This window comes from Lactobacillus sp. YT155, from assembly GCF_030504545.1.
Lineage (GTDB): Bacteria > Bacillota > Bacilli > Lactobacillales > Lactobacillaceae > BQUT01.
Genome location: NZ_JAUKWP010000005.1, coordinates 156,458 through 168,452, shown reverse-complemented (window position 1 = coordinate 168,452; position 11,995 = coordinate 156,458). Strand labels below are relative to the sequence as shown.

The following is an 11,995-nucleotide window of genomic DNA, read 5'->3' as shown; positions in this document are numbered from 1 at the left end:
TGGTGGGAAACTGCCTGCGAGGATAGGAAGTCGCCACGCTTATGATAAAAGGGTTTTAGCTAAATGCTAAAACCTTTTTTATTTAGGTTTAGATTATTGAAAAAGCAATTATTCTCATGTAGTATAGATAGTGCGATGAGTCGAGAGTCACGTTAAAGTGACAGGAGATATGACGGAGTACTGCACTTCTACCGGATGTAGATGTACTTTTACAAATGTGTGAACCTTTTGTAATTACAACATGTACCGTCTTGCATGCCATGAGAATTTTCTCATGGTGTTTTTTTATAATTAAATGAAAAAGGAGAAAGTCTATGAAAGAACAACGCCGTTGGTTATTGTTGTTAAATGTAATTTTTAATATGGTATTAGGCTTTATCCTGCCTGTAAATACGATCTTTATAAACAAGACTCTTAATGAGCCGTTAACCGTTGCTGGATTTACCTTGATGGTTTATTCAGCGATGATGATGATTGGTAATACCATCGGCGGAATCATGTTTGATAGATTTTCTAAACGTATCACCTTAATATCAGGTTACGTGATTGCTGTTATTTGTTTGAGTATCATGGCCTTTCACCACACCTGGCCTTCTTTTGCCTTTATCCTAGCTGTTCTAGGGTTTGGTATGGGGCTTTCTTATACGGCGATTAACGGCTATACAGCCTATGTTGCTGAACAAGCTCGTGGAGACTCACGAATTATTTTTAATAATATGTATTTAGCAGCGAATATGGGAATTGCGGTCGGTTCCACTGCTGTTGGTTTTATTTTTACTCACAGTATTCGTTTAACCTTTTTACTTCCGGCCATTATTTTTGCAATCAGTGTTGTGATTGTTCTACTTCGTGGAAATGTTCTCGATTCTTATCAAGTTAAACATGAAGAAAAACGTGAAAAAGTTGATATTGTGGAATCAGATCCTAAGAAAATTATTGGTAATACCAGATTTATGTTAAATTTGGTGGTTATCTCAGCAGCTGTCTTTTTAGTTTGGGTTGGATACTCACAGTGGGATAGCAATATGTCGGTCTATATGTTGGATCAAGGTTTGACTACAAAAGATTATGGATTGGTATTTACGGTTAATGCCGGATCACTATTAGTGATTCAACCAGTTGTTAATCGTTTCATATCTAGAATATTCAAGCTTTTAAAACATCAATTAACTTTAGGTATTGTAATTATGGCGTTGTCGTTCTTATTATTACCTAATGCTCACACATTCCCAGAATTCATTATTAGTATGTTAATTTTAACAGTCGGTGAATCAATGGTATTCCCAACGATTCCTGCCTTGTTGAGCAAGTTATCAACCAGTAAAAATCGTGGTACAATGCAGAGTATCTATAGTATCTTCGGTTCATTGGGCCGTGCAGTAGGGCCTTATGTTGGAAGTATCATAATTACAAGTTTGTCATACACAAGTTTGTTTGTGGCAATTACCGTGATGATGCTGATAATTGGAATTTCAATGGTAGGTATTAGGGAGTTAGACTGATGATTTATATTATTGTGATCTTGATTTTAATTGTTACCAATGGATATGTAGCAGTTAGAAAATTATTCGATTATATTCATATGCGTGGATCTAAGGCCTTGGGTGGAGAAGAAATTCTACTTCCTCGAAGTCATTCTTTGTATGATGCGACCGAAAACTTTCGAAAACAAGATCACGAAGTTTGGGAAATTGAAAATGATCGGCTGAAGTTAGTAGCATACTTTTATCCCCAAGAGAAGGTATGCAACAAGACCGTAGTTTTGACTCATGGTTTTGGTGTTGATCATAACTCTCTAAATATTTTTGGCCAATTATTCTATAAATTAGGCTTTAATGTTTTGATGCCAGACAATCGAGCTTCCGGTCAAAGTGATGGTAAGTACATGACTTTTGGCTTTTTTGAGAAGAATGATTTGAACAAATGGATTAAAAAGCTTAACAAAACTATTCCTGATCAAGAAGTACTTTTATTTGGAGCCTCAATGGGTGCGGCGACTGAGTTACAAGCGGTGACAACAGAATTGCCAGATAATGTCGTGGCAATCATTGAAGATTCATCTTATACTTCGGCACTAGAAATTATCAAAATTCATGCCGCTAAAAAAGTTGGGCAGTTAGCTAACTTTGTTGTTCCAATATTGTCATTTTACGCGAAGCAAAGATCTGGGTTTGATTATAAGGAAGTCAGTGGACTTGAAGCCATAAAGCAAACAGAGTTACCTATTATGTTTGTTGTGGGTGGAGAAGATAAAGTTGTTCCACCGTATATGGGTCAAAAGTTGTATGATAGTTACACGGGTTCAAAAGAATTGTATGAAAATCCTCAGGGGATTCATATTAGATCTTATAATCAAAACCCTGAAGAATATGAACAAAAAATCAATAGTTTTTTGAAGGACTATTTTAAAGAGTAGGTAATTTAATGAAAATTTCAGTTACAGATTTTATCGAATTAATTGAAGAGGAAAAATATGCTACCAAGGCAGTAGCAATCAAAGAAAGTGAATTCGGCCAAAAAATTGATGGTGCACTTGAAGAAGCGGCTGTCTTTGGTGAAGATAGTTTGGATTCAGGTAAGTTATTTGAATTTCAAATTAACGTAGCTAATACTACTTTTCTAATTCAATCAGGAATTATCAATTTACCTTTCCAAGATGCAAAGAAAGTTACTCACTTTTTCGAAGATGGTCAAGAAGTGGAAACAAAACTATATTTGACTACTAAATCGGAATTTATTAACAAATCAAAATTACGAATTGAAAAAGTTGCCGATGATTCTGAAATTGATGATTCAGTAAAGAAGACAATTGTTGATTTTATGGATGTTCAATTAAAAGAAATTAGTGATAACGAAAAAGAATCGAAGGAAAAATAATGCAGAGTTTACTTTTGTTAGCTGCTGTAGGAATTATTGCCGGAGTCATTGGATCTTTACTTGGCTTAGGTGGTGGTATGGTGGTGACACCGATTTTGACTATGATGATGGGCTTGGATATCAAGTATGCCATTGGTGCCAGCGTGATTTCGGTTATTGCCACTAGTTCAGGAGCTTCCATTGCTTATTTGAAAGATGATATGTTGAATCTTCGTGTGGCAATGTTTTTGGAAATTGCTACTACAATTGGGGCAATCTCTGGAGCATTATTGGCAGGAGTTTTTTCTTCAGAGATCTTGTTCGTTCTCTTTGGTGTATTGTTGGCATATTCAGCTTTTAATATGGTAATGAAATTAGTTAGACATCAAGCAGATGCAATAGTCACTCAAAATGATGAGATGGCGACAAAGTTGAAACTCAACGGATCTTATTATGATAAGGTTCAACAAAAACAAATTGACTATTCAGTGACCCACGTTCCAGGTGGGTTCATTATGATGTTGGCTGCTGGATTAGCCAGTGGCTTACTAGGAATTGGTAGTGGAGCCTTCAAAGTGATTGCAATGGATACCATTATGAAGATGCCATTAAAACCATCAAGTGCTACTAGTAATCTGATGATGGGTGTAACGGCAGCAGCCAGTGCTACAGTTTATTTCTTCAGTGGTGCCATTCGTCCAGAAATTGCTGCGCCTTTAGCAGTTGGCGTTTTGATTGGAGCAACTTTAGGTTCGAGAATTATGCAACATCTAAGTGCCAAGACAATTCGAATTATTTTCGTGCCAATAATTTTATATATGGGTGTGCAAATGATTCTGAAAGGATTTGGTATTAACATCTGATGGATAATAAACAAAAGCAAAACGAAATGCAAAAAGTTGAAGTTATTATCGGCCAAATTCTTCGAATTGGGGTCGCAATTTCTGTTGGTGTTATATTAATTGGCATTGTTGTTTACCTATTCAGTGGGAATAGTGGCTATGCTGATAATGCTTTTCCTACTCGATTAACCACAATTTTTTCTGGGATTGGTAGTGGTAAGTCTTATGCAATTATGATGTTGGGACTGCTATTATTAATATTTACCCCAGTCTTACGTGTGATTGTATCAATTTATGCTTTCGCTAAAGAAAAAGATACGATGTATACCGTGATTACGACAATTGTTTTGATTATTCTAGTAATCGCAATTCTAATTGGATTTTACAAATAAATAGCTAAGAGAGTATTTAGACTTTCTTAGTTATTTTTTTATTGTTAAGATAGTTTTTAAATAATTCAATTAGGAGGCTATGATGGATAAAGTAAATGAACTACGAGCAGAAATTACCAAAAATCGAGCAGATGCGATGATTATTAATAACCAAGCTAATCGCTTTTATATTGCTAACTATACAGGTGATACGGGTTTTGTAATCATTAGTGAACAGGAACAATTTATTTATACTGATGGCAGATTTTTTGAACAAATAAAGGTAGAGTCGCCAACATTCACAATTGTTGATAGTAAGAAAACTGCCTTGAGTGAATTTCTAAAAAGTAAGGAAATTCAGCGAGTTATTATTGAAGCTGAAGATTTCACCGCTGGCGACGCCAAACAATTATTAGACGCTAATGTTGAACTAATTTACACCGATAATCTCATTCAAAAACTTCGGATGTATAAGACTGATGAAGAGATTGAATGTATCTCCAGGGCTGCTCAAATAACTGACAAAGTCTATGATGAAATTCTTAACTACATCAAACCAGGAGTTAAAGAATTAGATATTGCCACCGAAATTGAATACTTGGGCAAAAAGATGGGTGCAGAAGCACCGGCTTTTGAGACGATTGTTGCTTCTGGAGTTAGATCATCGTTTCCACATGGGACCGCTTCACATAAATTAATTGGCAATCATGAATTGATTGTTTTGGATTTTGGGTTTGTGGTTGATCAATACTATTCAGATGTTACTAGAACAGTGGCTGTTGGTGAGATTAGTGATGAACTTCGCCAAGTGTATGAAGTTACTAAAAATGCCGAAGAAGCTGCTATTAAGAGTCTCGAATTGGAAATGAAATTTAAAGACGTTGATAAAGCTGCTCGTGATCATATAACTGAACATGGTTATGGGCAATACTTTAACCACAGTACTGGACATGGACTTGGTCTAGAAGTTCATGAATATCCAACTGTGAATACAATTAGTACAGAAATTTTAAAACCTAATATGGTCTTCACCATTGAGCCGGGAATCTATTTACCTGAAAAAGGTGGCGTTAGAATTGAAGATGATGTTTATCTAAATGAACAAGGTGAAGTAGTTCTACTTACAAATAAGAAAAATGAATTTATCAATCTTTAATCAAAAAAAGCCTTCACTAGTTGAAGGCTTTTTTGTTGATGATTTTTTCATTGTAGAAGAATAAAACAGCGAACATAATCAAATACAAAATAATTGGAATTGCTACATAATTGAGATTAATCATTTCAATAGTGGCTTGGTTTTGAGTTTGCCCGGCAACAAATCCAGAAAAACTAAAGGATTGAGCGGTAATGAATCCACCAATTCCTAAACCTAGGTTAACACCTAAGTTGTCAGTTGATGCCAAGACACCTTCTGCTTGAATTCCCATGGCGGTTCCTAACTTAATAGTATCGGCAATCATCACTGAAACTAAGCCAACAATGAAGCCATGGCCGATTGAATTGATAAAAGTACCGGTGAAAAGAATTGGCAAGTTATTCATGTAAACAGCTAATGCCAAAATTAATTGGCCAATCAATGCGAAGATAATTCCAAATTGCATAGTCTTCTTATTACCGAGTTTCTTTGAGAGCGGGTAGATAAGAACCACACCGACTAAGGCGGCTAAAGTGAAACTGTTAGCTAGCGGAACTAAGTCGGCACGATCAATTACGTATTTGAAATAATAAATGGTCGTTTGATTTTTGATAGCCGTAGTTAGCCAGTAAAGAAAAATAACGATGGAGATAATAATCCAGGGATGATTTTTCTTAAGCATAGAAAAAGTTTCTTTAAGCGATTTATATGAAGCGTTTTGGTCATGAAATCTTTCTTTAACTTGAAAAAAAGTATTTAGAATTAAAACTAACGAAATAATTCCGAAAGTAACAACGGTTAAGAAATAACCATGTTGTTGATTACCATGTCCAAAAAATAGCACTAATAAGGGTGCAAAAACCGAAACGATGATTTGGACAGAACTTCCAAAGAATTGTCTGATAACGCCTAATAAGGTGATTTCACGGTCGTTTTGTGTCATAGTTGGCAGAATTGACGTGATTGGTAGATTAACTGCGGTATAAAAGAATCCTAAACCTAGATAAGTTACGTAGGCCCAAACTAATTTCCAATCGTAGGTGAAATTAGGTGTCAAAAAGGTTAAGACAGCAAAGATAACATATGGGAAGGCGAACCATAGAAAGAACGGACGACTTTTACCCCAACGGGTTTTGGTTTTATCAATCATAATTCCGATTAATAAACTCTCGATAACGTCTGCAAAGCGAGCAACAACAAATAAAATGGCAACATCTTCGGGCTGAAGTTTGAAGATATCTGTATAGAAAAACAACAGATACATCGTCATCATTTGAAAGACTAAGTTGTCGGCAGCATCACTTAGTCCATAACTGATTCTTTCAGGCCAACGAGTTTGCCAAGGTTGATTATTCATTTATTTCTTAGTAGTTAAGCGACGATATAATTCTTGGCCGACAATATCGTTCGTCCACATCCAAGCCATATGTCCTAAGGCTTCGGAGATGTGTTCCTCCATTGGTTGATCTTTAGCAGATGGGACAGTTTTCATAGCGGGCATGACGAATAGATGATAGGTTATCCAGACAGCCAAGCCAAAAATTGTTCCTTGTCCAACTTTAATAAATGATTTGTATTCAGCTAGAACTTCGTAAATTATTCCAAAAGAAATAGAGAATCCAAAGTGAATAATGTAACTCACATAAGGCAACTTTTCACCAGAATAGGTGTAAGTAGCATGAGTGACTTTTTCAGGGACACCAAATTGTTCCAGCATTTTTTGCGGCGGATTAGTTTTGTTTCTTTCAGGAGTTCGAGGAGGTAAAATATTTTCCCATCCTAATTTAACTAGACCAGAGACCACTCCTGCAGCAGTTCCAGCGATAATAGCAGCTTTTAAATTTATTTTTTTAGACATCGAATCACCTCTTTATAAGTATTCTTTAATTATAAAGGTTGTTGCCACAAAATTCTTATATTTGGCTCAAAAAAAAGACACCTGAAGGTGTCCCTTAATCCATGATTTTTTCTTTAAATTCAGTCATTAAAGAAAGTAATTCTTTTGCCTTATCTTCGCCGAAGCGATCGATCCAGGAGTAGAAGCGTTTGCTGATTTTTGGCATTAAGTTTTCAACAACTTTTTGGCCATCATCGGTAACATGTAGAATCATGCGACGACGATCACTGGGATCGATTTCTTGTTGGATGTAATTATTTCTAATTAGAACTCCGGCTTGCCTAGAAATTGCGCCTCTAGTCACTTCCCTTTTCGCCGCAATATCCTTTAAGCTTATGGAATTATCATCATATATTTCTTTCAAAATGAGAAACTGTTCGAACGATAAACCATACTCTTGGGTGGGCTTTGATACTAATTCTTCAAGATACTTAATTGCCGATACATATATCTCAATATAATCTTGTAGCAACTGTGGGTTTTCCATAATGGACTCCTTGAATTTATTTCCCCCAAGACTTATTTTATCAAAAAAAGCCGATAGTGGCGCACTTAAATTGGATTTTATTCTAGAATAAATTATTAGTTAAATGAGATAGTCTGATAATTTATCATACTCAGTTGAATTAACGATTAGCTCCAACTTAGTACCTTCATCTACATATTCTTTTGAAACAACTTCGAGGTTATCGAGGATGTAAGAAGTGATATCACCTTTATTGTAAGGGATTAAGAAGGTTTCTTGATGAAAGTTTTTGTAAATATTTTCTTTGATTAAACCAATTAACATGTCGATTGATTGACCATCTAAAGCTGAATAATAGATGTTATTTCCTTCGATTGTAGGGTACTCGGCTGCGGTCAAATCTGTCTTATTAAATGCTAAAATTGTTGGCTTGTTAACAATTCCAACTTCTTTTAAGGTGGATTCAGTAACATCGATGGTCTTTTGGAAGTTAGGATCACTGTAATCAACTACTTGAATAATCAAGTCAGCGTCTTTAGCTTCGGCCAAAGTAGTCTTGAAGGAATCAACCAAGTTATGTGGCAACTTGCTGACGAATCCAACTGTATCAGATAACAAGAATTTAGTGTTATCACTCAAAGTTACGTTTCTAACAGAAGTGTCCAAAGTGGCAAATAACATATCTTTTTCAAAGACTTTGCTATCCTCATTATCATTAACGCTTTTTTCAAGTAAAGCATTCATGGTAGTTGATTTACCGGCATTGGTGTAACCGACTAAAGCTACATTAGGTAAAGTGTTGGTTTTACGTTTTTTGCTTTGGGTTTCAATATTCTTATCAACGTCTTCAAGTTGCTTCTTCAAAGCAGTGATCCGGTTTCTAATTACACGGCGATCAAGTTCAAGTTTGGTTTCACCAGCTCCACGAGTTGTTGTACCACCACCACGTTGCTGATCAAGTGGATTACCAGAAGGGTGAATTCTAGGTAAGGCATATTGCAGTTGAGCAATTTCAACTTGTAGTTTAGCTTGCTTGCTTTGAGCACGACTAGCAAAAACTTGTAAAATTAATTCGGTACGATCGATAACTGTTAGTTTAGTTTTTTCTTCTAGATTTCTAATTTGAGAAGGTGACAATTCATCATTAATGACGACAATTTTGACATCATTTTCGGTAGCTAGATGTTCTAGTTCTTCGACTTTTCCCTTACCAAAATAGGTTGCAGTGACAATCTTATCTAGATTTTGTGTCAGACTATCGACAACTTGCATATTGTTGGCTTCACAAAGTGAAGTTAATTCACTCATTGTATAGTCGAAATCTTCTTGTAGGTGACTAACACCACCCGTTATTACTTTTGTATATTCTTCAGTCATATAATTCTCCGTCTGCATTAAGTCGACGGTTAGAAGGCTTAATGTCTTTTAATATTTCCAGTGGTTAATGAAACTGTATATTTATCTACTAATCTTAAAGTGCGCATGATGAACACCTTCCTTTCTTAACTAGTTGATATTACCATGAAAAGTTCTTAACGAAAAGCTAAGTCATTGTTGGTATACTATCCTTATTTATATAAATATAGTATTATTTACTTATATTTAAGAATGGGGTAATTTAAATGGCAAAAGATTTAAACGATTTAAATAAAAAAGAAGAATCCGGAATTATGGATAAATTCGGCTATGTAACCGATGCTAAAGGTATTCAAGCCGAACAAAGTGAACTTGCTCCTTTGAAAAAACATGTGGCAAGAACTTACTTAATTTTCATTATTGAATTAGCTATCACTGGGGCGATTGCTTGGTTCTTATCAACACAACCAGAGTTGCTTTACACAATAACATCAACACTCTTTGCTGCTGCTGGAATTCCAGCAATTATTTTAATTTTTGCAGTCTTTGCTTTAATCAATCGAGCAATGAAGACAGAGTCAGTTCCATTGAGCTTGTTGTTCACGTTAGTGATAATTGCTATTATTGCGGTTCCACTTGGGGCAGTTCCATATCTTTATGAACCATTTGTAGTTTATGAAGCCTTAGGTGTTACTTCAATAATTTACTTCACTACTGCTGTTTATGGATTAGTAACTAAGAAGAACTATTCGACTTGGGGTGGTCCATTATTAGGAGCCTTGTTAGCTTTAATCGTCATGATAGTTATCAGTTACTTTGTGCAAAATAGCTGGCTTACAATCGGGATTTTACTTGCTACAATTTTGATTTTCACACTTTACACAATTTATGATAATCAAATGATTAAGGTTACTTTCTTAGCTAAGTATCGTGATAGTGAACCTGATAGCAATGTTTCATGGTGGTTATTAGCTCTAAGTAGTGCAATGGACTTATACTTAGACTTCATTAACTTGTTCATGGCAATCTTGAGATTACTTGGTAACAGTAGAAGATAATTAAATATAAGCAATAAAAAAACAGCCAATCAATGGCTGTTTTTTTGTTTATACTAATTGTTTTGCTTCTTCTTCTGAACAATATACGAAATGTCCGGGAAGGAGTTCTCTCAAGGTATTATCAGTTGGTTCAACTTCTGGAGCATCAAACTTCGTATGTACTCGTTTAGATTCCACAATTGGATCTGGTTGAGGAATTGCTGATAACAAACTCTTGGTATATGGATGAAGCGGATTTTCGTAAATCTCTTCCGCTGTCGATAATTCGACGATTCGTCCACGTTGCATAACAGCAATTCGATCACTGATGTATTTAACCATTGAAAGGTCATGTGCGATAAAGAGGTAAGTGATACCTTTTTTCTCTTGGATATCTTGCATCAAGTTAACGACTTGAGCTTGAATAGAAACGTCAAGCGCTGAGATAGCTTCGTCAGCAACAATGACTTTAGGGTCAACTGCTAGTGCTCTAGCAATCCCGATTCTTTGACGTTGTCCACCAGAGAACTCATGAGGATATCTAGTTGCGTGATCAGGGTTTAAACCAACTTCTTGAAGAAGCTCATTAACTTTGGTATCACGTTCTTGTTTAGAACTAACTAGACCATGAATGTCTAAACCTTCGGCAATAATATCTTTAACTTTCATTCTAGGATTCAATGATGCATATGGATCCTGGAAAATCATTTGGATATTACGACGGAATTTTAACATGTCTTTACTACCGTTTTTTAACTTGGCAATGTTTGTACCATCGAAGGTAATATCGCCAGAGGTTGGTGTGTATAGACGTAGAATACTTCTTCCGGTAGTACTTTTACCGGAACCGGATTCCCCAACAAGACCTAATGTTTCCCCCTCATAAATTTCTAAAGAAACATCATTTACAGCTTTAACTTCATTGGCTTTACCAACGTTAAAGAATTGATTTAAATGGCTGATTTCAATGATTGCTTTTTTCTTAGTCATGTTATTCACCAGCCTTTGTTAATTTTTTAAATTCTTTTTGACGTGCAACAATTGATGCCGGTGGAGTGACCTTTGGTGCATTTGGATCTAGCAACCAAGTAGCAGCAAAGTGAGTCTTTGATACTTCAAAGAACGGTGGCATTTGTTCAAAGTCAATGTCTAGAGCAAATTCGTTTCTTGGTGCAAATGCATCTCCTGGTGCTGGATCAATCAAGTCAGGAGGAGTACCTGGAATGTAGTTCAAACGTTCTTTGACATTCAAGGTAGGCATTGAGTCAAGTAAGCCCCATGTGTAGGGATGTTTAGGATTGAAGAATATCTCGTTAACTTCCCCATACTCGATAATCTTTCCGGCATACATAACTTCAACTCGATCGGCAATTCCAGCCACAACTCCCAAGTCATGGGTGATAAAGATAATCGACATTTTCAATTTCTTTTGAATGTCTTTTAACAAATCAATAATTTGTGATTGAACAGTAACATCTAGAGCCGTTGTTGGTTCGTCGGCAATTAGAATATCAGGACTTCCGATAATCGCAATGGCGATAACAATTCTTTGACGTTGCCCACCAGAGAATTGATGAGGGTAGTCATTGATACGTTCACGTGCATTGTCGATACCAACTAGTTGTAAAGTTTCGATTGCTTTTTCAATCGCTTCTTTTTTAGAAATCTTAGTATGAATCAATAGTGGTTCGGCTACTTGTTTCCCAATCGACATAGTTGGGTCTAATGAAGTCATTGGATCTTGGAAAATCATTGAGATATCATGTCCTCTGACATCATTCATTTTCTTTTCGGAATATTTCAACAAGTCTTGTCCATTATAGATAATTTCACCAGAAGCAATATCAGCATTTCTATCTAAGAGTTGCATGATACTTCTTACGGTTACGGATTTACCAGAACCTGACTCACCAACGATAGCAAGTGTTTCACCTTTATGTAATTCAAAGGAGACATCACGGATGGCGTTGACAGTTCCAGCATAAGTCGCAAAATTAACACATAAGTCTTTAACTTTTAATATACTTTCCATTGT

At 35.8% G+C, this 11,995-nt stretch carries 13 protein-coding genes; 7 read left to right on the top strand and 6 right to left on the bottom strand.

The window, feature by feature from the left end; translation table 11 throughout:
• Positions 1–314: 314 nt before the first annotated feature.
• From Q2T76_RS07185 to Q2T76_RS07160, 6 genes are all read left to right on the top strand, one after another.
• Positions 315–1,502 carry an MFS transporter gene (locus Q2T76_RS07185; RefSeq protein ID WP_302084857.1) on the top strand — a complete coding sequence of 396 codons (1,188 nt, stop codon included), beginning with the start codon at positions 315–317 and terminating at the stop codon, positions 1,500–1,502.
• Positions 1,502–2,416 (top strand): alpha/beta hydrolase, encoded by a 915-nt coding sequence (locus Q2T76_RS07180; RefSeq protein WP_302084856.1) that lies wholly within the window; start codon positions 1,502–1,504, stop codon positions 2,414–2,416. Before Q2T76_RS07185 ends, Q2T76_RS07180 begins: the two co-directional genes overlap by 1 nt.
• Before the next feature lie 8 nt (positions 2,417–2,424).
• On the top strand, positions 2,425–2,877 hold the full coding sequence (locus Q2T76_RS07175) for a hypothetical protein (protein WP_302084855.1): 453 nt from the start codon (positions 2,425–2,427) through the stop codon (positions 2,875–2,877).
• Positions 2,877–3,719: a sulfite exporter TauE/SafE family protein gene (locus Q2T76_RS07170; protein ID WP_302084854.1), complete on the top strand. Its 843-nt coding sequence runs from the start codon at positions 2,877–2,879 to the stop codon at positions 3,717–3,719. The genes Q2T76_RS07175 and Q2T76_RS07170 overlap by 1 nt, the downstream gene beginning before the upstream one ends.
• Positions 3,719–4,090: a DUF1634 domain-containing protein gene (locus Q2T76_RS07165; protein WP_302084853.1), complete on the top strand. Its 372-nt coding sequence runs from the start codon at positions 3,719–3,721 to the stop codon at positions 4,088–4,090. The genes Q2T76_RS07170 and Q2T76_RS07165 overlap by 1 nt, the downstream gene beginning before the upstream one ends.
• 82 nt (positions 4,091–4,172) lie before the next feature.
• Positions 4,173–5,225 (top strand): Xaa-Pro peptidase family protein, encoded by a 1,053-nt coding sequence (locus tag Q2T76_RS07160; protein WP_302084852.1) that lies wholly within the window; start codon positions 4,173–4,175, stop codon positions 5,223–5,225.
• 16 nt (positions 5,226–5,241) lie between these two features.
• Here the strand turns inward: Q2T76_RS07160 and Q2T76_RS07155 are convergent, their stop codons facing one another.
• From Q2T76_RS07155 to hflX, 4 genes are all read right to left on the bottom strand, one after another.
• Positions 5,242–6,561, bottom strand: a complete 1,320-nt coding sequence (locus Q2T76_RS07155; RefSeq protein WP_302084851.1) for an MFS transporter — start codon at positions 6,559–6,561, stop codon at positions 5,242–5,244.
• Complete coding sequence (locus tag Q2T76_RS07150) at positions 6,562–7,062, bottom strand: DUF1440 domain-containing protein (RefSeq protein WP_302084850.1); 501 nt, start codon at positions 7,060–7,062, stop codon at positions 6,562–6,564. It abuts the gene before it with no gap.
• A 94-nt stretch (positions 7,063–7,156) separates the two neighbouring features.
• Positions 7,157–7,588: a MarR family winged helix-turn-helix transcriptional regulator gene (locus Q2T76_RS07145; RefSeq protein ID WP_302084849.1), complete on the bottom strand. Its 432-nt coding sequence runs from the start codon at positions 7,586–7,588 to the stop codon at positions 7,157–7,159.
• Between the two features lie 99 nt (positions 7,589–7,687).
• Positions 7,688–8,944: a GTPase HflX gene (gene hflX, locus Q2T76_RS07140; protein ID WP_302084848.1), complete on the bottom strand. Its 1,257-nt coding sequence runs from the start codon at positions 8,942–8,944 to the stop codon at positions 7,688–7,690.
• Positions 8,945–9,189: 245 nt separating this feature from the next.
• Between hflX and Q2T76_RS07135 the strand changes: the two genes are divergently transcribed.
• Entirely contained in the window at positions 9,190–9,981 is a 792-nt protein-coding gene (locus tag Q2T76_RS07135; protein ID WP_302084847.1) for a Bax inhibitor-1 family protein, read from the top strand.
• A 48-nt stretch (positions 9,982–10,029) separates the two neighbouring features.
• Here Q2T76_RS07135 and Q2T76_RS07130 read toward each other — a convergent pair whose 3' ends face one another.
• On the bottom strand, positions 10,030–10,950 hold the full coding sequence (locus Q2T76_RS07130) for an ABC transporter ATP-binding protein (RefSeq protein WP_302084846.1): 921 nt from the start codon (positions 10,948–10,950) through the stop codon (positions 10,030–10,032).
• Between the two features lies 1 nt (position 10,951).
• Positions 10,952–11,992: an ABC transporter ATP-binding protein gene (locus Q2T76_RS07125; RefSeq protein WP_302084845.1), complete on the bottom strand. Its 1,041-nt coding sequence runs from the start codon at positions 11,990–11,992 to the stop codon at positions 10,952–10,954.
• Between the last annotated feature and the right edge of the window lie 3 nt (positions 11,993–11,995).